Here is a 24,624-nt window from a genome sequence, read left to right as displayed (position 1 = left end):
GAAGTGGTGGGGACATTGGAGCTAGAAGCATTAGAAGTAATTGTATTTAGTAAGCGTTTTTGTCATACTTAAGTGCCAAGCGAAATATCTTATGCAATCTTTGTTAAGCGATTTTAGACATTTAAGGCTTGCGTCATAAGTATGAGATTGAAGCATAGTGCGCTAACTATGCGGAAATTCATAGAGGATTTTTTGGAATCTTTGGGCTATATCTCGCGCCCTCTCTAGCAGCTGCTCTGCAGGCTCTTGGCAAAACACCGACTCGCAAGACTCCTTAAAAAGCCCTAGCCAAATCTCAAAAAACTCTCTAGGAAATGGCTCTAAATCCAAGTGTGCTTTAAGCGGTGCGCCGTGATAGTCTTGCTCGCCTAGAAATATCCCTCCCCAAAAAGAAGCGATTTTTTGCTTGTGTGCGCTCCAGCTTACCTCATCAGTGCCGATTCTGCCCTCAAAAATCCTGCCTAGATTTTCATCTTTTCGCACTTTTGCGTAGAATAAATCCATAAGTTTTGCGATTCCCTCTTTGTCGATTTGGGTGTGCTTTTGTTGCGCGTCTTGTGTATTTTGTGTGGTAGAAAACTGCATTGTATCCGTCCTTAGCCTAAAAATTTTGAGAAGTTTTTAGCACAAGATTATAAACAACAATATCACGCAAAAGTTTTTTTTAGATTTTATAAATACTCCCTCTTTGCATAAAATTCCGCTCTAAATTCCCTCCATTTATCCGCTACTATCGCTTCTCTAGCTCCCCTCATTAGCTCTAGGTAATAATGCAGATTGTGCAAGCTAGCAAAGCGATGATAGCTTAACTCATTTGCGCGGAAAAGGTGGTGTAAGTATGCCCTAGACACACTCTTGCACGCATAGCACTCACACTCACTATCTATCGCACCCTCATCAAATCGGTATTGCTGATTTTTTATGTTGATTCTCCCAAAGCTCGTAAATAGCGTGCCATTTCGTGCGTTTCGTGTCGGCATCACGCAGTCAAACATATCCACCCCGCGCGAGATAGCTTCTATGAGGTTTTCAGGTGTGCCGACCCCCATAAGATAGCGTGGTTTATCGCGTGGCAGAAGTGGCGTGCTAAACTCTATCGTATCATACATTTGCTGTGTCTCTTCGCCTACTGCTAGCCCACCTAGCGCGTATCCGTGAAAATCTAACTCCACAAGCTCACTAGCACTCCTAGCGCGAAACTCTTGGCTTACCCCACCTTGCACGATTCCAAATATATGATTGCCCTCTGCCTTGCCCTCGCTTTTTTTGCGCTCATAGTAGATTTTGCTCTGCCTTGCCCATCGTGTCGTTGTATCCACACTTTGGGCTAGTCTATCCCTATCAGCGGGAAGTGCGATTAAGTCATCAAGCACCATCATAACATCACTATTTAGTGCTAGCTGCATATCTAGCACACTTTGTGGAGTAAACAAATGCCTACTTCCGTCAATATGCGAGGCAAACTCCACGCCATTTTCTAGCTTTTTGGCATTGCCACCTAGACTAAATGCCTGAAATCCACCAGAATCACTCAAAAAACTCCCACCAAATCCACTAAAACTATGCACCCCACCAAACTTGCTAAACACCTCCGCCCCCGGTCGCAAATAAGTATGATAAGTGTTTGCCAAGATGATTTTCGCGCCTAGATTTTGCAAATCTAGCGCATCAAGCGACTTCACACACGCCTGTGTCCCCACAGGCATAAACACAGGCGTTTGCACTAATGAATGCGCTAGAGACAAAACACCCGCCCTAGCACTCCCACTACTAGCTTGCAAGCTAAACATTTACATTTGCTCCTTAAAAATATGTTTTTAGATTTTGCTAAGACAAAGCTAACAAATAAGATTTTGTAAGTATTATTTGGTTTTTGGTATAATGCGAGGTTTTGGTGGATTTGGGGTAAATTTGGTAGGCTTTGCTCTATTTATGCCTTGCTTTGTGTCATTTCTTTGCACCATTTGCTTCACGCGCTTGCTTTGTGCCACCAAAACCCTATCAAAATGCAAAAGATATAAGGATAAAAGTTTTGAAAAAAGTCGTGTTGATTTTAGATGGAATTGTAGCAAAAAATTTCCTAGAAACCACATTGCAAAAATACTTTAGCAACAACTTATACATAGTCATAACAAAAGATTCTAGCCTCCTCCCTCCCAAAATCCCAAGCGCGTTTAGCTGCTATGAGTTTGACTACACCTCATCTTTTCATCTAGAGCAAGTGCTTATAGAGCATTCAAAAGCCGAGATTAGCAATGTTTTTATCATTATCGAGAGCGTAGAAGAAAAGCAAGCTGTGTTTAAAATCTGCAAAAAACTCTGCAAGGATTCTAGAATCGTTACGCTAAAAAACGGCTTTAGCGAGAAAGTATTGCAAAAGCGAGATGACAAAGCCATATTTATCGATGAGACAAATATAGTAGCTTCTCAATTCATCTCTAGACTACCAAATGTGCCGATTATCCCGCGTGGATTTGGGCTTGGCAAAGGCGAGATTATGGAGATTGGCGTGCCTTTTGGAAGTCTTTTTGCCTATCGGCATATCGGCTCTATACAGCAAAAAAACTTCAAAATCATCGGTGTGTATCGCCAAGATGAGCTGATTTTGGCGACTTTTTCACTTGTGGTGCAGCCCCAAGACATTATGCTTGTTGCAGGAGAGCCAAAAGCCCTAAACAATCTTTATAAGCAGATAAAATCTGACATAGGGCAATTCCCCTCGCCATTTGGACGCGACATATATGTGTATGTAGATATGAGAGTGCAAAGTAGCCAATCTATCCTAAAAGAGATTGATGAGGCGATATATCTGCACTCCTCTATCCGCTCTACAAAACTTTTTGTCAATGTGTTGCACCCTAGAGATTTTGCCACAATCTCACAGATAAAAAAAATGTGTCAAAAGGATTCTAGCATTAGCCTTATCTTTGATTATCAAAATCTAAGTTTTAGGCAACGACTTAGCATAGATAGTGAGAAAAAAATCGGGCTTATATTTGTAGGGGAAAAGATTTTTAGCAAAAGAAGCAATCGAGCCGCGCTTTTTAGGACAAACTCTCCCGTGCTAAAGAGTGCCAAAGAAAATCTAAAAGAAGCAAAAACCTGCTTTGTAGTGCTAAATCAGCAGATGAACAAAGGCGAAAATATCTCTTCAGTCATCTTTGATATATCTGCGCAAATAAAAATGCAAATCGAAGTGTATGACTTCGACCCAGACGCACTCCACCAAGAAGACATTATAAAAGACTACGCAGCACTTGCTAAGAGCTTTGAAGCAAAAATCGACTTCATAAAGACGGAGAACAAAAACCCCATATTCTACCTAAATGAGCTCAAGCAATCGCGCTTGCACTTTTTGCCATTTGAAGAGTGCATAACAAAAAGCAGATTTTTTGCAGGGTTTTCTACCAAAATCGAGCGGTTATCGGTGTTTTTGGATAGACACCCACAGCTATTAGTGCCGATAAGTAGCTAGATTTTTGTGATTTAGATTTTAGCTAAAAGCTAAGAGATTTTTGCCATACTACACTACAAGGAGAGAATTTGAAAAAACACACCCTAGAGCGCACTGCCAAAGACACACTCCAAGACATACTCCTAGAAAACGCGCACAAAACTATCGGGCAAAATGTCAAAAAAGCTAGAGAGCAAGCAGGACTAACACAAGCTGAGCTATCCGCCGCCATAGGACACAAAAGCGTAAGCGTGGTATCTTGCGCAGAGATACACCACAAAGGACAGCATTTCAATATCGAGCATTTACTAAAAATCGCTTCCGTGCTTGGCATAGATGCAAAGGAGTTTTTTGAGGGAGTGAAAATGAAAGGCTAGATTTCTAGCCTTTTATCAAATGCTAAAGCATTTTTGAAATACTAAAGCACTAGGGTAAATCTAGTCTTGCTACTTATCTTACGCTTATCTTGCATTTCTCTTATGTGTATCTTATAATTTGTTTTGCGACTTTTTTTGTAAGTTTTTGCAATTTTTTGCAATTTTTTGCAATTTCTTTTGCACTTATGTGGCACGCCTTATCTCACATTCCATATCTCACGCACACAAAATTTATCCAAAATCTTACTTGAAAACCTCTCAAATACTATACAATTTCGCTTGTTTTTATGTCTATTTTATCGCTAAAGGCGATAAATCCAAGTAACGCTACACAAAGAGTTATATACAATGTTTGAAACACTTAGCACACTTTTTACGCTTCCTACCCTGCATAGACTAGGGCTTGGACTATGGGTTAGCTTCTCTATCGCTTTTGTAAGTATCGCACTATCTATCGTGCTAGGCAGTGTAGTGGGGCTAGCGATGATGAGTAGATTTTATCTAGTGCGTTTAATGATGAAGTGCTATTTGGAATCTATGCGGATTATTCCTGTTTTGGCATTGCTGTATGTGCTGTATTTTGGGCTACCACAGATGCTAAATGTATCAATCACAAACTATGCTGTGGCGATTGTGGCATTTAGCCTTTGGGGAAGTGCAGAGATGGGGGATTTGGTGCGAGGTGCGCTTAGTAGCATAGATAGCCATTATAGACAAAGTGCGCTAGCATTAGGTTGCACTACCTTGCAGATACAAGTTTTTATCATATTTCCTCTAGCGTTTAAGCGACTTTTGCCCTCTCTTATCAATCTTTTTACCCGAATGATAAAAACCACCTCTCTTGTGCTTTTTATCGGCATTAGCGATATTTTGCAAGTAGGTAGGCAAATCATCGAAGCAAACCGCGCATTGCCACAATCGCCCTTTATCATATATGGTTTGATTTTGTGTCTATACTTTGTGCTGTGCTATTGCTTAAGTCGCTATGCCAAGAAGCTAGAATCAAAAAGCTACTAAATACGGAGAATCAATGAGTCAAACAAACCCGATTCTAAAAATACAAAACCTAAAAAAATCTTATGACAAACACCTAGTGCTAAAGGGCATAAATCTAGAGCTACAAAAAGGAGAAGTGCTTTGCCTACTAGGACCTAGTGGCTGTGGCAAGTCAAGCCTGCTTAGGTGCATAAACGGGCTAGAAGCATTTGATGAGGGCAAAATCTACTTAGAATCTCACCTAATCACTCAAGGGAGCAATAGCCCAAAATCTAGCAAATACTCCGACAAATCTAGCACAAAATCCACAAAAACAAATTGGAGTAAAATCCGACAAGAAATCGGTATGGTATTTCAAAACTATGAGCTTTTCCCTCACTTGAGCGTGGAGGAAAATATCTCTCTAGCCCCTATCCAAGTCCAAAAAAGAGACAAAAAAGAAGTGCTAGATGAAGCGCTCGCCTTGCTAGCTCGCGTAGGACTACAATCATACCAAAAAGCCTACCCCAAAACACTTAGCGGTGGGCAAAAACAAAGAGTAGCGATTGTGCGAGCACTATGTATGAAGCCAAAGATTTTATTGCTTGATGAAATCACTGCTTCGCTAGACCCTGAAATGGTGCGCGAAGTCCTAGATGTCGTGCTAAATCTCGCAGATGAGGGCAAAACAATGATGATAGTTACGCACGAAATGGGGTTTGCAAAAGCGGTAAGCGATAGAATCGTGTTTTTGGATAATGGCATAATAGAGCAAGAAGATAGCCCAAATGAATTTTTTACAAATCCCAAAACCCCCCGTGCGCAGAAGTTTTTGCAAAGTTTTGATTTTAAGCCAAAAAAAGGATAGGCAAAATATAGCAAAATCGTGTATTTATATGCGATTTATAGCGAGTGCTAGCCATTTGTCCTAGTGCCAAATCAGCATAAATCTAGCTAAGATTTTAGATTTGAAACATTTTGTGTAAATTTGGTGGTGGATATTTTGGTGGGTTTTGATAGATATTTTTAGCAAGCATTTTGTAGATTTTATCTTTAGCCAAATCCCAAAAATAGCTTGATACAAATTCGCTTCTTGCGCCACTTTATTTTGCAAAATTATATTTTTCTTGCAAGTTGGTTTTGGCTTTTTTCTTTGATTTTCTCATATATTTTGCAAGCCACTTCATAGCCACTGCCTTTATCTGCATAAAGCATTGATTTGTATGGATTTTGCTTTTTGCGCTTCGTTATTTTCTAGATAAAATCCATTTCATATTGCCAAAATAATGAGCTTTTCTACTTCTCCTCATACTTCCAAATCTCCATAAAACATAGAATCCTCACTAGATTTTGCTTCACAAATTCCACATAAAATACGACTACCAAAGCTAACTTGCTTAAGTCTGCAAGATAGCTTTTTCATTTCTCACGCGCTATTTTACTCTGTCTTTTGCGCTGCTTGGGATATTTCACCCTCGCTTATTTGGGCTATCTCACCTGCTTCACTTTCCTCATTTATTTCGCTTGCCTCGCTAGATTCTCCTACAAAATCCTTGCTAAATAGCTCGTAGTTCTCCCCATTTTCAAACCTCACGCTTTGTGCCACACTCAAAACCCTCTCTTGCAGTCCCTTTGCTAGCTGCAAAAACTTCTCTTTCTCTCTCCCACTTAGCTCGCTTGCTACCGTGCGGATTCTCTTTAGTGGGTCTATTGGCTGATTTAGCTTATATAGCCCAAAGTGCAAATGCGCCCCCGTGCTTAAGCCCGTAGAACCGACTTTGCCGATAAATGTGCCAGCTTTTACTTGCGCTCCTGTGCGTATGTTTATGGAGCTTAGGTGTGCGTATAGGGATTTGATTCCGCCGTTATGGGCGATTTCTATGACTTTGCCATAGCCTCCGCGCACCCCTGCAAACACTACCCTGCCCGCTGCTGTCGCTCGCACAGGCGTGCCAGCACTCGCCACATAGTCCACCCCATAATGCGGTCGGACAATCTTTAGCACAGGGTGCTTCCTCCCTAGTGAGAAGCGCGAAGAAATGCGCGTATAGCTCACAGGTGGCATAAAGTGAAATCCAGCCATTTCCTTGCCGTTTGAATCATAGTAGTTGCCATTGGTGTATTGAAACACAAAAAGCGGTTTTTTTGCCACCTCTATCATACTTGCGCGAATATCAGGGCTACCAAATGTCTCACCCAAGCGATAATCTCGCTCATACAAAATAGAGAGCTTATCATCTTTGTGCATAATCGTAGCAGGGCTTCTCGCAAAAATGTTAGAAAACTCGCCCGCTAGGACTTTGTCTTTGGTAGCTTCTATGATGTCTATGTAGGGCGATACTTGCACCTTGAGTGTCAAAATCTGCTCTTTTTTGAAAGAAACTATGGGGATAAAATCTAGCCTAAATTCATCTTTTTGTTTGTAGATATGGATTTGCGCGCTATTGCTTATAGGGATAAGCGCGTGGAGCAAATCCCCCTCATCATTTCTAAGCGTGTAGTATATCGCACCTGCTTTGACTTCTGCGGTTAGCTCTTTATCTTGCGCGGGGAGATTGTAGTAAAGTTTTATAGGGATAAGGTTTTGCTCAAAAAACCCCAGCAGTGTAAGTCCATTTGCCCAAGCTAGCCTCTCTCCCACCGCACCAAAGCTCGCACTAGCAAAGCCAAAAAATAGTAGCAAAATCCTAGCTATGCTAATAAATCTAGCCAAAACTCCGCACGAAAAATCTCTAGCAGATTTTCTCACAAAATCACTAAGCATTTTTTCTCTTTTTTTTGATTTTTGGGGTATTTTTCTGTGTTTATAAGATTTGTAGGAAAAGCAAAAGGCATATTCTACCCACAAAAACCAAATATATAGATTTTATCTACCCTGCTTGCTTATTATGCGTTTGCTTAGATATTTTTGCGCGAAATTTAGTAGCATTTGGAGTGTATTTGCAGTGTGTGAAGTGCTTGCAGATTTTGCTTTTTATGATTTCGCACAAAAGATTTTGTGTGAAAAACTTTGACTGTATAAAACCCAAAAAATCTAGCCACTCCCTTAAAACACCCTAAACTCGTTAGGATTATCCAGCGCGTATTTAAACTTCTCCATATCCACGCGTTTATCCCAGATACTCACCATTACGCACGCTACGACATTCCCGCAGAGATTGCCCACACTTCGCATTTCGCTTAAAAACTTATCGATTCCCAAAATCGCAGCCACCGTTACAGCGGGGATAATGTGTGAGCCATCACCCATAGTCAGCGCAGAGAGTGTGCCTGCAAGCACGATAAACCCACTGCCCGTTACGCCCACCGCGCCTTTTGAGCTTATCATTAGGATTATGATGAGCGTGATAGTTTGCTCGATAGTGATAGGAATGTCAAAGGCTTGGGAGAGGAAAATCACAGCTAGGCTTAGGTAAATATTTGTCGCGTCCAAATTAAAGCTATACCCCACAGGCATCACTAGCCCCACGCTTGCTTTTTGGATTCCCGCGTGCTCGAGCTTGCGCATAAGCGGGGCGAGTGCTGTCTCGCTAGAGCTTGTGGCAAACACAACTAGCACCTCCCTATACACAAAGCGCATTAGCTTAAATATGTTGATTTTGCCAAGCAGGCAGATAAACCCCAAAATCACAAATATAAACACAAGCACCGCTGCTGCCATAGTGAGAAGTAATTGAGCCATACCGCTTATGGAGGCAAACCCAAACTTTGCGATGAGGAATGCCATAGCCCCAAATGTCGCTAATGGCGAATACCAAATAAGCGCGGTTAGGACTTTGAAAAATGTCTCCTGCATAGATTCTAGATAGCCTAAAGCCTTTTCTTTTATCGCAGGGCTTGTGAAACTTAGCACAATTGCCACGCACAACGCCATAACCAAAACCTGCAGGATTTTGCCCTCAACAAATGGCGTGATAGGGTCGTGGGGAATGGCTGTTTTTAAAATGTGCAAAATCTCGCCACTCGCACTACTTGGCATACCCTCTCCTTGCGCGATATATCCAGCCACATCTCCAGAATCAAGAGATTCTACTTTGAGGTGCATTCCGTGTCCGGGCTTAATCAGCTCGCCAAAAAGCACGCCAATCACAAGCGCGAAAGTGCTAACCACCTCAAAATAAATCAGTGTCTTTAGTCCCAAGCTCCCTAGCGTCTTTAAGTCCTCTAGACGCGTGATTCCCGTGATGATAGTGAGGAATATGATAGGTCCCATAAGGAGCTTTAGCCCTTTGATAAAGGGGTCTATGGTGTAGGCTTTGCTTGCTATGCTAAAATCGTGGAAAAATGTGATAAATGCGCTATTTTGTGCGTTTGGCTCATAAAAGCTACCGATACTTCCAAACACCACGCCCAAAAATATGCCAATAAACACCCAAAAAACAAGGCTTCTAGCAATGCCCTTGCTCATTTGCTGCTTTTGCTTATAGCCACTTCCTTGATTTTTAGTTAGCATCTTTTACCCCTTAGTTTTGTATTCAAAGCAAACTTTTTTTTAGCGCGTAAATGCGCGAAAACACAAAATCGTATATACGATTATAGGCTTTTTACCAAAACAATCAACAAAAATTCACAAAATCTTAAAAATTTATATAGGCTTAAGATAATCTCTTTTTAAAATGATATGTTTCTATCAAAGCACAATCAACACTTGCAAATCTTAGACAATCAAATTTATTTATTAGAGATTTTTACGCTTTTTGCCATTTGCGCTGTGTCAAAGTGTCCATAAAATCTACAAAATGCTAGCATACTTATCCACCGCGATATTTCTTAGCACTTCACAGATTTTGCCAAAGTCCTCTATTTTCACGCCGAATCTATCCTCTATCCCCCACACGATGTCTTCTAGCTCACTCTCTATGCTATTTTTGACTTCACTGCTATCAAACCACTGCGGTTTTTTGCAAAACCTTGTGTAGATTTCATCAGCTTTTAGGCTTAGATTTTCTATCACTTCTATAAACTCATCTTGGCTACACTTCTCTTTTGGCACACTTTCAAATGCCCCACTCAAAAGCTCATAGAGATTATCATAAAAAGCCACTAGGCTTTCTTTTTGTGCGATTTTTTCGGGGTAGGATTGCTGTATAGATTTGCTTAGTAGTTTTTGGTGCATTTGCCTTGCTAGATTTAGCTTTTGCTCATCATTTATTCGCTTTTCTTTATAGTCTTTGAGTATGGATTCTATTTGGTGGGCTAGACTTGCATAAAAGGCTGGATTGGTTTTTAGCTTCTCTTCTATCGCATTAGAAATCGCACTTAGCAGACTATCTGCCCTTGCTTTTATGTCATCATTATTTAGTAGCTTTGTTACTTGCTTTTCAAAGTCATCATCAAAGATATTTGGTATATTTCCAAGTTTGTTAATCCCCCTAGCACTTACAAATTTATCAAGCAGATTTTGCATTTGCGCTTCAAACTCACCAAAATCACACGCTTCACAAAGCCTTATGCTGATTTCCTTGCGTAGCTCGTTATAAAACCTTATCTTTGCTTTATAATGCACGATTTTACTCTCACTAAGCATTTGAGTGATTTGCTCACTACCTAGTGCCATAGAAAGTGCGCGTGAAAACTCACAAAGATTCTCCCTAAACTTCGCTCGATTCTCGCTATCTTTTAAAATCTCGATATAGCTTTCTTTGTCCCCCTCATTAGCCCCCGCAAAAATCCTAGTCAGCTCATCATAAGCGCGTTTTAGCGTATTTAGTGCTTCTTTTATGTCAATCACCGCATTTGTCAAATCCCCCTCATCAAAGCCATTCAAGGGATTATAATCACTCAAAGCCTTATCCAAATCCCCTAACAATCCACGATAATCAATAATTATACCACTATCCTTGCCCTCGCAAAGGCGATTTACCCGCGCTATGGCTTGGAGTAGATTATGCTCTTTTAGGCTTTTGTCAATGTATAGCACCTTTGCGTGTGGCGCATCAAAGCCTGTAAGTAGCTTATCTACGACTATGAGTAGCTCCACCTCATCGCCACAGATAAACTCATCTTTGGCATAGCTGATATATCGCTCCTCATCACTTGCATATTTTTCTACCACGCGCTTCCAAGACTTTGCTACGAAGTCTTTGCGCTCGTTTTCAAATCCCTCTTGCTCATTGCTTGATATGATAGGTGCGCTTTTTAGCTCGGTGTATTCCTCAAATATCTCATAGTAGCGCATTGCTTCATACTTGGAGTTTGTCGCCAAAATCGCCTTAAAGCCCTGCCCTTGCAGATTTTGGTGAAAATGTTGTGCTATGTCTTGGGCGATTAGAAATAGTCGATTCTCACTTGAAGCGATTTTTTGGAATTGCACCCATTTGCGTTGCAAATCCGCTTTTTGCTCATCACTAAGATTTCGCGCGATGATGTCAAATCGCAAATTTAGCGCGTCCTTATCACTTATATCCTGCTCTACAAGCCTACTTTCATACATTAGCGGTAGCACCGCTTCATCATTTATCGCTTCTTGGATTGTGTAGCGGTGGATTTCCCCGCCAAATTTCGCAAAGCTGTTTTTCTCACTTTTCATCAAAGGCGTGCCTGTAAATCCCACATAGCACGCATTTGGCAGAGTCTTTTTCATCGCTCGGTGTAGCTCCCCACTTTGTGTGCGGTGCGACTCATCGACAAGCACAAAAATATCCGCACTTGCATTGCCACCACCATTAGCATATTTTAGCTTTTCAAATTTATGCACGAGTGTGGTTATCACACTTGCGCCACCTTTTAGCTTATCTAGCAAGTCTTTTGAGCTTTTGGCTTGGGCGACTTTGATTTGCGTGTTTGCAAATGTATTGGTGATTTGCCTATCCAAATCCACCCTATCACTTACCACGATAACCTTACATTGCGGATATGTGCTTTTGAGTAGCTTTGTAAGCATTATCATCGTTAGGCTTTTGCCACTACCTTGCGTGTGCCAGATAAGCCCACCTTTGCGCTTACCCTCGCTTAGCACCCCTACCCGAGCCAAAATCCGCTTAATCGCAAAAAACTGCTGATAGCGACAAATCTTTTTTATCCCTTTATCAAAAAGTATGTAGTGCTTCATTAGCTCCAAGATTCGCTCTCTATTGCACAGAGCTATCAAAGTCTCATCTAGTTTTGTGGGGATTCTATGCGGGATAAGTGCGTGGATTTTGCGCTTTATGCTAAAATCGAAATTCTCTTGCAAATTTTCTTTTAGCCCACTTTGCAAATCACCTCTCGAATCTAGATTAGAATCTTTGCTTAGATTTTCTCTAGATTCGCGATTCAAACCACCTTGCGAATCTAGATTAGAATCCTCCTCACGCCACAGGCTATAAAATTTGCGTGGCGTCTTTATCGTGCCATATTTTGCCTCATAGCTCCCCGCTATACATATCTGCGCAGTGGCAAAAAGGCTTGGAATCTCATTTTGATACATTTCAAGCTGTTTTATGCCTAGCTCATAGCTGCGTGAGGACTTTTTTAGCTCGATGATTACAAGCGGGATTCCGTTTATAAATAGCACTATATCAGCGCGTCTATGCTTCTCATCATCGCCTATCTTATCGCTCTTGCATCGCCTAACGCTAAATTCATCACTCACGCTAAATACATTATTACTAGGATTTTCAAAGTCTATATAGCGCAGTGAAAAGCTCTTTTTCACACCCTCTATGCTCTCCTCAAAGCTAGTGCCAAGAGTGAGTTTATCGCTTAATTTTTCATTTATGCGTAGCAGTTCGCTACCAAACCCAGCCCTTAGCTCATTTATCGCCTTAGTGATATTTGCGGGGCTAAATCTATGCCTTTCCCCGCGCACTTCAAAGCTATTTATCGCGCCTAGTCGCTCCTCTAGTATCTCGCGCAAAAGCACTTCGCTTGTGTCATCGCCCCGCATACTTAGTGCTTTTTGTGGAGGGATATACTCATACCCCATAGCCTTAAAAAGCTCTATACATTGGCTTTGCAAGGCATTTTCACTTGTGATGTCTAGCTGACTTCTCATCGCACTATCTCCCAATGTCCGCTTTTGGCATTACCTACTCGCTTGATAAGCCCTTGATTTTTGAGTGCTTTTATATGATTTTCTATCGCTGTGGTGCTTATATCTAGCTCTTTTGCAAGGGCTGTAATGGAAGTTTTTGGGTTTTTTGACATAAGATTGATGATATTTTTTTGCACATCACCCAACTTATCACCCAACTTATCACCCAACCCATCAACCAACCCAATATCCATTTTTTCATTAAACACAAATTCCACCCAAAGCCCATTTTGCCACCTAAATTGCGGGATAATGCCATTAAATCTCTTAGATTCATCGATGATTTTTTCTATGCCCCTTCCCCACGATTCTATATACCCAGCTAAGAAAAACGGATAAGCTATCGTAGGATTGTATGGCTGTGATGAGTGCTTTTGCAAAAGTGTCTGTATATCCCAATGCGGTGGCAAATCCCCAGCATTCCATATCATAAGCCTATCATTATATACGCTTATTTGTATGTCAAAGCCCAAAGCATAGTCTTTATGCACCACCGCATTTGTGAGAGCCTCTCTAAATGCTAGTTCAGACACAGGGTAGCGTTCGATTCGTTGCACTCCCTCATACGAAATCATCGCCTTAAGATACTTGCTAAATACCAGCTCCATTGTCTTATCCACTTGTGCAAATAAATTTCCCTCGACAATATCTTGGTAGAGTAGCTCACTATTTGACTCAAAAAAGCCTATTTTTATCGTGCTTCCTGTGATATATTTCTGCGGTTCTTTGGCAAAAAGTAGCGTAGCAGCTTGTTTGAAATACTCGCCATCTTTTAAGTGTAGCTTCTCTATCAGTCCCTCATCGCTTTCATCTACTAACCCATCATTTAGCCTTTTTCTCTTACTTGCTCTATCTCTAAACACCCCAAACGCCAAGCTATCCAAATCTTTAAATTTTAAATGCACATTTGGCACACTATCCCACCTTTTGCCCTGTTTGGTTAGCAAAAACTTATCAAGCGCACTGCCCTTTAGCTCCTGCACACTACTGCCACTACGGACAAAATACCCTCCTTTATAGCTCACAGGATATGGATAGTGCTCCACGCTTATGGCTAGATATTCTTTGCCTTTTTCTTTATGCAATTTCACACTTGGCACTACGCCTAGCAGACTTTGGACTTTATTTGGGATTGTGCTTAGCAAATCTTTGGCATTGCTGATTCCTAGCACTTCGCCACTATCATCACGCCCTACATAGAGTGTGCCACCCTCGCTATTAGCAAAAGCACTTATCCACTTGATATACTCATCTTTCCAAATCCGCTTAAATTCTACGCTTTGAGATTCTTTACTCTGTGGCATTTTGCTCTCCTGCTTGTTGAATTATCATTTTATCATAATGCTCTTTATGCCCCATTAACTCAAAAACTTTTTCAAATGCCTCAAAAAATATATTTTCATCAAAATCTTTTTCATAAATTATATTACTTATGAAAGAATGCGATTCTCGATTTATATATCTATAAAAGGCTTTATATCTCGCACTATCTTGACTTTCTGCCAACTCTTTAACTATATCAATTTTAGATTTTCTTACAAATCCCAAAAAATACTCCAAAATATTTCTCATCACATTTGGGATAATATATTTGTTTGCGCCATTCTTTTTATAGTCTCTCAAAATCTGCCAATATGCCTCATATTCATTAACTACACTTTCCTTTCCTATCGTTTCTATACAAGACTGATTATTTTCTCCTTTGTAAATTCTAAACATTCTAATCTTGTCCTTATAGCTTTCCTTGTATCCTATAAGTTCGTGAAAAAAGTATAAATGATGAGTAAGTATAAAAATCTGCTCGACATATTCTTTTGTTTTTTCAAAAAATATATTTTTGATAAGTTGGGCTATATCAAAGACATAATTATAAGACAGACTTGAAATAGGGTCATCTATGACAATGATTTTTTTAAAGTCCGTTTCATTTTTACTCTCTTTGCCTTGACAAAGTTGCAAAAAATAAAGAAAAGCAATAAGTGTTTTTTCACCCTCACTCAAAGTTTTAAAACAAGGCTTATCATCTTCACTTCTTACAATCGCACAATCATCGCTTTGTTCATCTTTTTTGACATAAAAATCTACAATGCCAAGATCTCTTAAATATTCATTGATTGTTTCGATTGCTCTATCTATATTTACGCTTTTTTGTTGTAGCTCTACGATATTATCATTTGTCTTATTGATTTTTTCTTGTACTTCATTTTTTGCTTTGTTTAGATTCGCTTTATTTTTCTCTATTTTTTCTTTATTTGTATAAAACGATTCCACATATCCTTTAAACTCAAAACATACATTTTGCCAAAATGGTTTTTCCATATTTTTTATTTCATTCTTTCTATCATCTATCATTTTGTTAACTTTTTCAATTTCTTGTTGTTTGTTTGATAAAAATTGGTTGAGTTTATCTAGTGCTTCTTTTGATAAAATAAGATTCTTTTGCTCTTTTGGTTCTCTTATTTTATCGGCAATCACATTCACATTGTTTTTGATATTTTGTATCAAATTTTCATACAAAAGTTTAAATTCGCTATTATTTGCTTCTAAAATATCTCCTCTAAAAAATGTATCCATAGATGGAATTTTCCCTAATAACTCATTATATTTTCCTTGTAATTCTTTTAATCTGTCAATATTTTTCTCATATTCATCATTAAAAAATTCTTTCAAATATCCCTTAAAATCATCTGTAATATCATTTTGACAAAATGGACATTTATTATTAGAGTGTTCTATATATCGCTCCCCTTGCTTTACCCAATCAGCATTGCCCAGCTGATTTATAAGACTAGCCAAAACACTATCATCATTTCCAACTATCGCTTCACCAAAAATATTTTCCCTCTCTACTGCCAAAATTTCATCTATATTTACTAATGGTATATGTTCAAATTTGCTCACTTTCTTATCGCTTAGCTTTTTATATGTATCTTTAAGTTCATCAATGGCTACGCTCGATTCTTGCTTGTAATCATTATTTGAAAAAATTGTATCCATAAAATAATCAGCAAAGACTTCTTTGCTTCCAATATGTCCTTTAAAAAACTGCTCAAAATCACTTTGATATTTTGTTTTTATTTCCCAAACTTTATCAATAATCTTACTTTTATCAGTCAATAAATCATTATTATATTTCTCTATTTCATCATTTTTGGCCTGTAATTGTTTTGTTAAATTTTCGTAAATCTTTTGCTTTTGCTCCAATTCCTTTTCCGCTTCGACATTTTCCTTTGCCAAAGTAAAAATACCCTTTTGTTTATCTTTTGCATAAAAATTTGCTTCAACAAAGTTTTGATTATAAACTAAAATTTTTTCATTATTTAACCCCTCTAATGCACAATCCTCAAACCCTTGTTTCTTTTGCTCCTCCATTTGATTTTGCAAAAAATTAGCAATTTGCGTTTTTCCTGCACCATTTAAGCCATAAATCAAATTGATAGATTTATTTGTTTCTAAAACGGCTATTTCCTTGTAACTTGCCACATTTTGCAGTGCAATCTTTGTAATCATATTTTTACCCTTACCTTTCCGCTTAGGAGTTGCTGCATAAGTCCCCTTTTTTGCGCTTTTAGGCACTCAAACTTTAAATTTAAAGTTTCTATTTCTTTATCACACGCGCTTAGCACTTGTGCGATTTTCTTTTGCTCGGCAAGTGTGGGGATAAAAATTTTCATCGTTTTCATATCGTTAAATGACAAAGTTTCTCTCACGCTACCAGATAAATATCTACCCAAAATTCCTCTAAAATTATGGCTTTCTAACCAATACCTAAAAAAATCTTTATTGATTTTTTCTAAACATTCAAAAACAATATACATAGGGCTTAAAATTCCATTTTCAAAATTTTCAAGCATTGCAATAGAGCCTACATTTATACGAGCAGGATTATATGCAAATTCACCCCTACAAACTACTTTATAATTGCTTGTATCATTACTTGCAACTTCTTGTTCAAAATAATCTTTTTGCGCTACAAAACCTTGCTTATTTGTAACGCTAAGAACCAAATTTACATTATTTGCATTTCTTATATTTTTTTCCTTTAATAAATCCCCAAGTCGAAATTCTTGCCATTTATCGCCAAATCCAGCAAAACGCAAGGACGATTCGCGAATCTTCTTTTTGTCGTTATGCGTATTTTCCTTGTCATTTTGTGAGCTTATTTCTCTGCTATTCTCGGCATTTTTCTCTTTGTCATTCTGAGCTTTCGTAGAAAGCGAAGAATCCAAACAAATATCGTTGCCTTGCAAATCATCTTTTTGGATACTTCGGGCTACGCCCTCAGTATGACAAGAGGCGGTATAACGAGGTGGGGTGAGGAGGCGTTGCATAAGAGCGGTTTTGTATTTGCGCTTTGCTTTGATGAGATTTGCAAGTGTGGTAAGCGCACTATCCCACACGCCCAAAATCCGCGCGATTTTCTCCTGCTCTTTTAATGGCGGGAGGGGGATTTGGATTTCATTGATAATTTGTGCTGTCAAGCTAGGAATTGCCGAAGATGAATTTAAAGACAAAAAATCAATGGTTGTAAAATAATAGTAAAGATATTTTGGAAAGCATTTTTGCGAGTTTATTTCTGTGTAAAACATAGTATCAACAACCCAAAAAGGTTTGTCGCTATAAAAAATATTATTTAAACTGCCTTTTCTTGGAATCAAAACAGATTCTTTATCATAAATATAGGAATCTACAAATCTTATCACTCCACCACTACCAAATGCTTTAATTGCACCATTCTTGAGATTTTTATGCTCTTTGCCATATCTTAATTTTGCAATTTCACTAAATTTAATTTTTGAGTATTGATTCATTTTAATACCTTAATTTATCATTGCAAATCTATATTAGCTGATTTGTGGATTGCTTCGTTGTGGCTTTGCCACTGCCTCGCAATGACGGATTTTCGCATTTGATTCATAGTGGTTCTGCAAACTTCCCCCAAGCGCACCACTTCCCAATCCTGCGGGATAATGCCAATGCTTGTTTGCTTGTAGCCTTGCGGGATTATACCCACCCCCAAACCCCCTCCGCAAGGGAGGGGGCTTTTGGATTCTGCTTCACGCAAAAGGGGGCTTATTTGGGATTCCACTTCGCAAGGGAGGGGTTTTTTGGTCGAATCGCTCTCGCAAAGACTTTTATTTATGTGTTTTTCATTCATCAAAAAATCCTTGCAATTTCTTTTCTATCTCTTTTGGTGTAGGCAGTCGCTTGGCTAAATCTTTTGGCAGAGTTTTTGTAAGTGTGTAGGTGGCTACGCCTATGGGTTGAGTAGTGTTTTTTAGCGCATATTCGACTATGGTTTTACTTTTATCTTTGCAGATGATTATGCCTATGCTGGGATTTTCGTCATTTAGGCGCACTTTGTCGTTTAGCAAAGATAGATAAAAGTTCATCTTTCCTGCGTATTCTGGCTTAAATGCGCCTATTTTTAGCTCTATGGCGATTAGAGATTTTAGCCCTCTGTGATATAAAAGCAAATCGATGAAAAACTCCTGCCCATCTGCTTCTAGCTTGTATTGATTGCCCATAAAGGCGTATTCACTTCCCATTTGTGTGAGAAACTCACGCACTTGCTTTATAAGGGCGAGTTCTAGCTCACGCTCACTATACTCGTCATTTAGGGACAAAAAGTTAAATGTATATTCATCTTTTAAGATAAGAGTAGCTTTGGCGGATAGATTTTGTGGTAGTGTGGATTTGAAGTTATTTTGTGATAAAAGGGATTTTTCGTAAGTTTGATTATCTATGTGATTATCTAGCATACGATAGCTCCAAGCGTATTTGAGCGTGGATTTTATGTAGAATTCTTTTTGCAAATCATCTTTGCATTTTTGAAAAATAAGCACATTGTGCGACCACGAGATTTCTCTAGACAGTGTCTGGAGAATTTCATTATCTTTGTAAGTAAGATAGTATTGTCGCATATTCCATAAATTTTGAGGGCTAAATCCGCTTAATCCCTCAATCTCGCTTTGCAATTCTTTTGATAGACTTTCCACCACACTTTTGCCCCAGCCAAATTTCTCTTGCCTTTGGACAATGATTTTGCCTATGTCGCTATAAAGGGCGATGAGTTCTTTATTTACCGCTTTTAGTGCGAATGCGTGGGCGGAGTGGATTTTGGATTTGATTTCCTCTACGAAGTGCTTGAAATCGGCGTTTTGTGAAATGAGATTTTTCATTTTTGCATAATTCCTTTAAGTTTTTTATATTATAATTGCCAATCTAAGCCCAAAGGTCTTACCGCTATGAATAGCGGGTGCTCCCTTGCGGGGAGGACGCTTTGGGCTATTTTGATTTAGTCCTGCTTGATTTTGACTTCTATATATTTTCATAATTCTATCCTTTTTATTGTGCTTTTTGTCCTATGCTACCTTGTGGATTGCCACGATTTCACGCGCTTCGCACACAAAAAATCTCGCAATGACACGATAATCCCTCTCACAGCCCTAGCTCCTCTAAGTAGCCATTCATTTCCTTTTGGATTCGTGCTAATTCCGCTTCAAGTCGTGCTATTTCTTCCTTTGTCGCGCCCAAATCGATAATCTCCTCCTCATCAAAGCTATCCACATAGCGCGGAATGTTGAGATTATACTCATTTGCTTTGATTTCCTCATAAGTGGCTAGATGGGCGTATTTGGCGATATTTTGGCGTTTTTTGTAAGCGTCTAGGATTTTGGCTATGTGGGCGGGGGTGAGTTTGTTTTGATTTTTGCCTTTTTCGTAGTCTTTGGACGCGTCTATAAATAGCACACTTCTATCTTGCCTTTGCTTTTTAAAAATCAAAATACACGCGGGGATACTCGTGCCAAAAAATAGATTGCTAGGTAGCCCGATTACGCAATGAAGCAAATTGCTATCGATTAGGTTTTGGCGGATTTTGCCCTCACTTGCCCCGCGAAATAACACGCCGTGCGGGAGGATTACGCCCATAGTGCCACTCTCATTTAGCGAAGCAAGCATTTGCAACACAAAGGCATAATCTCCCTTGCTTTTTGGCGGAATCCCAAATTTGAAACGAGAAAACGCGTCATTTTGCGCGACTTCCTCACCCCACTTATCAAGGCTAAAAGGCGGATTTGCCACCACTCTATCAAAAGTCTGCAATGCACTTGGCGAAGTGGTATGCAAAGGATTGCGAATCGTATCGCCCCACTCGATTTTGGAGTCGTTTATCTCGTGCAAAAACATATTCATCTTGCAAAGGGCGTGAGTTTGTCCATTTTTCTCCTGCCCATAGAGCCTGAAATTTTTGCCTTGTGCGCCGTATTTGTGGCTCAAAGTTTTGGCGACTTTGATAAGTAGTGAGCCAGAGCCACAAGCAGGGTCATACACGCTTATGCCGTCCTTTGGCTCTATAAGCTCGGCTAGTAGGGTAGAAACCGCGCTTGGCGTGTAAAACTCACCGCCCTTTTTCCCAGCACTCTCGGCAAAGTGCGCGATAAGGTATTCGTAAGCATCGCCTAAGCAGTCATTGTCCTCCAAGTGTGATGGACGCAAGTCAAGGCGCGAATCGCTAAAATCTTCTAGTAGATTTTTTAGCAGGGCATTGCGCTCTTTGGTATCGCCTAGCTTGTTTTTGTTATTAAAATCTATGCTACGGAAAATCCCCTCTAAATTTTGGGCGTTATCCCGCTCTATCTTTTCTAGCGCGGTGTTGATGATTTCGCCTAGATTTGATGACTCTTTGTGGGCTAGTAGATAATCAAATGTGCAACTCTCATCAAGACAAAATCGCTCTTTTTTGAGCTTTGATTCTATGCGCTCGGCGTTGCCATTATATTGCTTTTGTAAGATTTCTAGCTTTTCTTTGTGAAAGTCGCTAAGGTATTTTACAAAAAGCATTGTAAGGATATAGTCTTTGTAGTCGCTATTATCCATAGAGCCACGAAAGCTATCACAGGCTTTCCAAACAATCGTGTTTATGGTGTCTTTGGTGGTTTTCATAGTGTGTCCTTATGTGTAGAATTTGCAAACTTTTCATCGGTGGTAAATGTATCCAAAATCGCCTTTGAAAAGGCTTGATTTTGCAAAATGAGTGAGCGAAAAATCTCATTTTTGCACTCGATAGCTTTTAGAGCGTTGATGAGTTTGTTTTGCTTAAGTGAAGTGATGAGGGGGTTGCAAGAAAATCTAGCGAGGTTAGTGTATTTGGATTTTACTCTATGGCAAAGTATATGGACATAAAGTGTGGAGGTGTAAAGTGTAATCATAAAATGTGTGGGCGTTTAGATAAATCACTATCACAAACGCTCTACCATTTTTATGGCTAAACACTGCTAAATATTTTTGCAATGCCCCTTAATACGACACTTACAAAGCTAGTAGTGCTTGCCAAAGAAAATCTCTAAGCGATTTGCCGTTGCCTTAGATAGCGACAAATCGCCCTTGAAAGTTTTAGTAAGCCTTAGTCGGGTTGCATTTTACCTTGACTTTTGTAGCGATAGCCATATTTTGTGGCACAGCACTTTGAGAGCTAGATTGGGCAGCAGGAATAGCATAGCTTGCATAATTCCCATCAACCTTAACAAATGTGCCGATTTTTATATCCACAAACTTCTCTCTCTTTAAACCAACCACAATCATCAAGTTTTTTCTTTGTATCAGGCAAAATTTTTACCTCAATAGGACCTGAATAGATAGTATCAACCACTATGGTTTTTTGCTCATCTTTTACTTCGATGACACTTCCCTTTAGCCAACTATCTGCATATAGACTTGAGCCAACCAAAACAGCACTTAGTGCAACGACAACTTTTCTCTTCATCTGAAGCTCCTTAGAAATAAATTCGCTAAAAGTCCTTTGCCTTTTAGCGTGAGAGAATTATGGCTTGTCTATGTGAAACTAAAGTGAATCTTAAATGCGTAGGAATATTTTGCAAGATTTTTTGTTGCAATTTTTGTCGCAAAGGGTTGGGAGAAGTTTTACAAAAAGTCGCTTAAAAGCGTGTGGCTAGGGCAAAAAGAGAGATAAAAAAACTTGCTTTAAAATTTTGGATTGTGGATTTTGTTTGTGCTAGGTTTTGTGCTTTGTGTGTTTTGCGCTAACGCGTTTTATATCGCTCTTGCGCTCTTAACTTCGCCTTTTTACATAGCCTTTATTCTAGCGATTTCATCGCGCACTCTTGTTGCTTCTTCAAATTCTAGATTTTTTGCCGCTGCAAGCATTTGCTTTTTTAGCTCTTTTATTATGGATTCTCGCTCGCTTTTTGGGATTTTCGCGCCCTTTTTGCGCTCGCTTTCATAGAGCTGTGATAGTAAGCTCACTAATATTGATTGTTATACTGCAAAAAAACTATTGACTTTTTAGTTTTATTATAATATAACACATTACAATAAAACTAAATAAAAAGGAAATTAAACTGGCAAACATAGTTGTATGGGGAAACATTTAGCTATGTTGGAATTACAACTTATATTGCAAGAATTAGTTACCCAATTGCCAAATATCACACTTGATAAAACAACCCCAATTCAATGGGATAATGGTGTCATATTGCACCGCCCTAAAAATATTCCAATCTTAAACCAAAGGAGACCTCAATGAGTAACACAACCCAACCACAAAATCCACAAAGCCCGCAAAATCAGCAAAATAAGCAGTCCCCGCAAGCCAATCACACAAAGCAAAATCTTATCTTGCTTACCATTTTGCTTGCCGTGTTTGTCGTGCCTAGCTCGATTTCTGGCACAGCCATTGCGCTAGAGTTTGTCGCGCAAAGTTTTAGCGACATTACGCATTCTACCCACGCTATCGCCCAAAGCACACTTATCCCCACACGCGATACCTCCCAAAGTCAAGCCACCTTTAGCGCACTTTTGCAGTGGGTAGTCAATAACTTCAATCTCTGCTTTGCGACTTTCACGCTTATTTGGGGTGCTTTTGCCGATAGATTTGGTGCGAGGAAATGCCTTATTTTAGGCGTTTTTCTCTACCTCATAGGCTCTGCTCTCTCTGTGCTTAGCTTAAACTTGCTCCTCCTTGATATTGCGCGTGGGATTGCAGGGCTTGGTGGGGCGAGCGTGTTTGCGTGCGGTGCGTCTATCTTAGTCAAAACCTTTGATGAAAAGCACCGAGCCAAAGCATTCGCGCTTTTTGGCACTACCGCAGGGCTTGGTATCACGCTTAGCCCCACTATTTCAGGGCTTTTGATTGAGCTTTTTAGTGGCGTTTCTATCGCTTTTTTTGATATTTCGTTTGATATTTCTTGGCGCAGTATTTTTACCTTTCACTTTATCGTGCTTTTTGTGGTGCTACTTCTAAGCCCCGTGCTACCCAAAGATAAAAAAGCCACGCAAGATGAGCAAGCGATAAAGCCTGCGTTTGACGCACTTGGTGCGATTTTGTTTATAGGCTTTTTGTTTAGCTTTATGCTTTTTATTACGCGCATTAGCGAGATTTCAAGCCCTACTACACTATGGATTTTAGCCTTTAGCGTTATCATTGGCATTATCTTTGGAGCACAGCAGCGATATTTGCACGCGCAAGGCAAATTCCCCTTGCTAGATTTTAGCGTGCTAAGCAATGCAAGATTTGTAGGATATATGCTTGTGTGCGTGATTGCTGGGTTTAGCTTCGTAGTGCTTTTGACTTATTTCCCCTCTTTCTTGCAGCGCACATTTGATTTATCCGCTGCACATTCTGGACTTTTTATGCTTTTCCTTACCGCTCCTATGCTCTTTTGCCCCATTATCGCAGGCAAAATTCTAGCAAGCTCAAAAAGCGCGAACACGCCAAAACTCCTAAGCCTTGCAATGTCGCTAATGATGAGCTTAGGGCTATTTGTGCTCATTGTAGTTTTGCGATATGCAAGTGGAGTGGCACTTTTTGTGGCTTTGGCTTGCGTGCTTCTTGTCATAGGAGTGGGTATGGGTTTGCACGCAGGAGCGATTGACAATCTCGCACTTAGTAGCGTAGAGTCAGCCAAAAGTGGCTTTGCCGCAGGCGTGCTAAATGGATTTCGTCTAGGAAGCGAAGCAGTAGGAGTAGCCATATATGGCGCACTAATGGCGTTATTTCTCTCTCAAGCGCAATCTAGCCTAGATTTTGCTAGCCAAAATCTCATCAACGCGTTTTCTTACACACTATGGATTTTGGGCGTTTTTTGTGTGGTTTTGAGTTTGCTTGTGTGGAAGTTTTTGCGGTATAATGCACCCAAAAATTAAAGGGGCAAAATGCAAATCCCATCGCGCTTTAGTATCGCTATCCATATCTGTATGTGTTTGGAGTTTTTTGATGCGCATTCAGAGTCAAATGCCAAAAAGCCACCAAGCAAAAAAAGGCATTGCAAACCTATGACAGGCGAGGCTCTGGCAGAATCTGTGGGCGCACATAGCGTGATAATCCGCAATATCCTAGCCCAGCTAAAAAGCGCGAATCTCATAGAAACTAGGCGCGGAGGCAGTGGAGCAAGGCTTGCCAAAAGCCCTAGCAAGATAAGCCTACTAGATATTTTTAACGCCGTGCAATCCACAAAATCTAGCCAAGCCCAAGCAAGTGCGATAAATAGCAGTGCCAAAACGGCCACAAAATCTAGCAAGGCTAAAAAATCTCAAGCAAGCCAAAATCAGCTCTTTAGATTTCATACCAATCCAAACGAACTATGCCCGCTTGGCAAGCATATTCACGGGATTTTGGATATACGATTTTTACAAGCGCAATCCGTGCTAGAGTCCTACCTCTCAACCGTGCTTCTAAGCGAGCTCATAAGCGAACTCGATGACAAGATAGACTAACAAAACTGAAGTTTTTTAATTCAATTTTTGGGTTTATAAAAAGTATTTTGTATCGCTCTCGCGCCCTC

General features: G+C 39.7%; 24 protein-coding genes. 6 read left to right on the top strand and 18 right to left on the bottom strand.

Features of this window, described 5'->3' with window-relative positions:
- Window positions 1–162 precede the first annotated feature (162 nt).
- The 3 genes from HMPREF2086_RS01820 to HMPREF2086_RS12290 all read right to left on the bottom strand — a co-directional run bounded on the left by HMPREF2086_RS01820 (window position 163) and on the right by HMPREF2086_RS12290 (window position 1,991).
- Window positions 163–585, bottom strand: coding sequence for a group III truncated hemoglobin (locus tag HMPREF2086_RS01820; RefSeq protein WP_023927016.1), 423 nt, complete (start codon window positions 583–585; stop codon window positions 163–165).
- Window positions 586–671: 86 nt separating this feature from the next.
- Entirely contained in the window at window positions 672–1,790 is a 1,119-nt protein-coding gene (gene tgt, locus HMPREF2086_RS01815; protein ID WP_023927015.1) for a tRNA guanosine(34) transglycosylase Tgt, read from the bottom strand.
- Window positions 1,791–1,862: 72 nt separating this feature from the next.
- The gene (locus HMPREF2086_RS12290) at window positions 1,863–1,991 is read right to left on the bottom strand and encodes a hypothetical protein (protein ID WP_267902063.1); all 129 of its coding nucleotides are present in this window, start codon (window positions 1,989–1,991) and stop codon (window positions 1,863–1,865) included.
- Between the two features lie 41 nt (window positions 1,992–2,032).
- Between HMPREF2086_RS12290 and HMPREF2086_RS01810 the strand changes: the two genes are divergently transcribed.
- From HMPREF2086_RS01810 to HMPREF2086_RS01795, 4 genes are all read left to right on the top strand, one after another.
- Window positions 2,033–3,475, top strand: coding sequence for a COG3400 family protein (locus HMPREF2086_RS01810; protein ID WP_023927014.1), 1,443 nt, complete (start codon window positions 2,033–2,035; stop codon window positions 3,473–3,475).
- A 68-nt stretch (window positions 3,476–3,543) separates the two neighbouring features.
- On the top strand, window positions 3,544–3,831 hold the full coding sequence (locus tag HMPREF2086_RS01805) for a helix-turn-helix domain-containing protein (protein WP_023927013.1): 288 nt from the start codon (window positions 3,544–3,546) through the stop codon (window positions 3,829–3,831).
- A gap of 348 nt (window positions 3,832–4,179) precedes the next feature.
- Window positions 4,180–4,848: an amino acid ABC transporter permease gene (locus tag HMPREF2086_RS01800; protein ID WP_023927012.1), complete on the top strand. Its 669-nt coding sequence runs from the start codon at window positions 4,180–4,182 to the stop codon at window positions 4,846–4,848.
- Window positions 4,849–4,861: 13 nt separating this feature from the next.
- A complete protein-coding gene (locus tag HMPREF2086_RS01795; protein ID WP_023927011.1) occupies window positions 4,862–5,674 on the top strand; it encodes an amino acid ABC transporter ATP-binding protein in 813 nt (270 codons plus the stop codon).
- 570 nt (window positions 5,675–6,244) lie between these two features.
- Here HMPREF2086_RS01795 and HMPREF2086_RS01785 read toward each other — a convergent pair.
- From HMPREF2086_RS01785 to HMPREF2086_RS01725, 15 genes are all read right to left on the bottom strand, one after another.
- Complete coding sequence (locus HMPREF2086_RS01785) at window positions 6,245–7,570, bottom strand: peptidoglycan DD-metalloendopeptidase family protein (RefSeq protein WP_023927010.1); 1,326 nt, start codon at window positions 7,568–7,570, stop codon at window positions 6,245–6,247.
- A 106-nt stretch (window positions 7,571–7,676) separates the two neighbouring features.
- A complete protein-coding gene (locus HMPREF2086_RS11340) occupies window positions 7,677–7,835 on the bottom strand; it encodes a hypothetical protein (protein WP_156921302.1) in 159 nt (52 codons plus the stop codon).
- Between the two features lie 17 nt (window positions 7,836–7,852).
- Window positions 7,853–9,214, bottom strand: coding sequence for a cation:dicarboxylate symporter family transporter (locus HMPREF2086_RS01780; protein WP_232219087.1), 1,362 nt, complete (start codon window positions 9,212–9,214; stop codon window positions 7,853–7,855).
- A gap of 324 nt (window positions 9,215–9,538) precedes the next feature.
- Window positions 9,539–12,781 (bottom strand): type I restriction endonuclease subunit R, encoded by a 3,243-nt coding sequence (locus HMPREF2086_RS01775; protein ID WP_023927008.1) that lies wholly within the window; start codon window positions 12,779–12,781, stop codon window positions 9,539–9,541.
- Window positions 12,778–14,124: an ATP-binding protein gene (locus HMPREF2086_RS01770; RefSeq protein ID WP_023927007.1), complete on the bottom strand. Its 1,347-nt coding sequence runs from the start codon at window positions 14,122–14,124 to the stop codon at window positions 12,778–12,780. The genes HMPREF2086_RS01775 and HMPREF2086_RS01770 overlap by 4 nt, the downstream gene beginning before the upstream one ends.
- Window positions 14,111–16,330 (bottom strand): AAA family ATPase, encoded by a 2,220-nt coding sequence (locus HMPREF2086_RS01765; RefSeq protein WP_023927006.1) that lies wholly within the window; start codon window positions 16,328–16,330, stop codon window positions 14,111–14,113. Before HMPREF2086_RS01765 ends, HMPREF2086_RS01770 begins: the two co-directional genes overlap by 14 nt.
- Window positions 16,327–17,631 carry a restriction endonuclease subunit S gene (locus HMPREF2086_RS11335; protein ID WP_023927005.1) on the bottom strand — a complete coding sequence of 435 codons (1,305 nt, stop codon included), beginning with the start codon at window positions 17,629–17,631 and terminating at the stop codon, window positions 16,327–16,329. Before HMPREF2086_RS11335 ends, HMPREF2086_RS01765 begins: the two co-directional genes overlap by 4 nt.
- 17 nt (window positions 17,632–17,648) lie before the next feature.
- Window positions 17,649–17,978: a hypothetical protein gene (locus HMPREF2086_RS01750; RefSeq protein ID WP_023927004.1), complete on the bottom strand. Its 330-nt coding sequence runs from the start codon at window positions 17,976–17,978 to the stop codon at window positions 17,649–17,651.
- Window positions 17,971–19,002: a PDDEXK nuclease domain-containing protein gene (locus tag HMPREF2086_RS01745; protein WP_023927003.1), complete on the bottom strand. Its 1,032-nt coding sequence runs from the start codon at window positions 19,000–19,002 to the stop codon at window positions 17,971–17,973. Before HMPREF2086_RS01745 ends, HMPREF2086_RS01750 begins: the two co-directional genes overlap by 8 nt.
- Window positions 19,003–19,026: 24 nt before the next feature.
- Window positions 19,027–19,155 carry a hypothetical protein gene (locus tag HMPREF2086_RS12285; RefSeq protein ID WP_023927002.1) on the bottom strand — a complete coding sequence of 43 codons (129 nt, stop codon included), beginning with the start codon at window positions 19,153–19,155 and terminating at the stop codon, window positions 19,027–19,029.
- Between the two features lie 106 nt (window positions 19,156–19,261).
- Window positions 19,262–20,767 (bottom strand): type I restriction-modification system subunit M, encoded by a 1,506-nt coding sequence (locus tag HMPREF2086_RS01740; protein ID WP_023927001.1) that lies wholly within the window; start codon window positions 20,765–20,767, stop codon window positions 19,262–19,264.
- Window positions 20,764–21,033 (bottom strand): hypothetical protein, encoded by a 270-nt coding sequence (locus HMPREF2086_RS01735; protein WP_034560247.1) that lies wholly within the window; start codon window positions 21,031–21,033, stop codon window positions 20,764–20,766. Before HMPREF2086_RS01735 ends, HMPREF2086_RS01740 begins: the two co-directional genes overlap by 4 nt.
- A 184-nt stretch (window positions 21,034–21,217) precedes the next feature.
- Window positions 21,218–21,373, bottom strand: a complete 156-nt coding sequence (locus HMPREF2086_RS11330) for a hypothetical protein (protein ID WP_156921301.1) — start codon at window positions 21,371–21,373, stop codon at window positions 21,218–21,220.
- Window positions 21,345–21,587, bottom strand: a complete 243-nt coding sequence (locus HMPREF2086_RS01730; RefSeq protein ID WP_023927000.1) for a hypothetical protein — start codon at window positions 21,585–21,587, stop codon at window positions 21,345–21,347. The genes HMPREF2086_RS11330 and HMPREF2086_RS01730 overlap by 29 nt, the downstream gene beginning before the upstream one ends.
- A gap of 320 nt (window positions 21,588–21,907) precedes the next feature.
- Complete coding sequence (locus HMPREF2086_RS01725; protein WP_034560245.1) at window positions 21,908–22,087, bottom strand: UvrB/UvrC motif-containing protein; 180 nt, start codon at window positions 22,085–22,087, stop codon at window positions 21,908–21,910.
- A gap of 276 nt (window positions 22,088–22,363) precedes the next feature.
- Between HMPREF2086_RS01725 and HMPREF2086_RS01720 the strand changes: the two genes are divergently transcribed.
- Window positions 22,364–23,986 (top strand): MFS transporter, encoded by a 1,623-nt coding sequence (locus HMPREF2086_RS01720; protein ID WP_023926999.1) that lies wholly within the window; start codon window positions 22,364–22,366, stop codon window positions 23,984–23,986.
- Between the two features lie 9 nt (window positions 23,987–23,995).
- On the top strand, window positions 23,996–24,556 hold the full coding sequence (locus tag HMPREF2086_RS01715; RefSeq protein ID WP_023926998.1) for an Rrf2 family transcriptional regulator: 561 nt from the start codon (window positions 23,996–23,998) through the stop codon (window positions 24,554–24,556).
- The last annotated feature ends 68 nt before the right edge of the window (window positions 24,557–24,624 follow it).

Source organism: Helicobacter macacae MIT 99-5501, assembly GCF_000507845.1.
Lineage (GTDB): Bacteria > Campylobacterota > Campylobacteria > Campylobacterales > Helicobacteraceae > Helicobacter_B > Helicobacter_B macacae.
The sequence above is the reverse complement of the archived record's forward strand: the minus strand, read 5'-3'. Positions and strand labels throughout refer to the sequence as shown.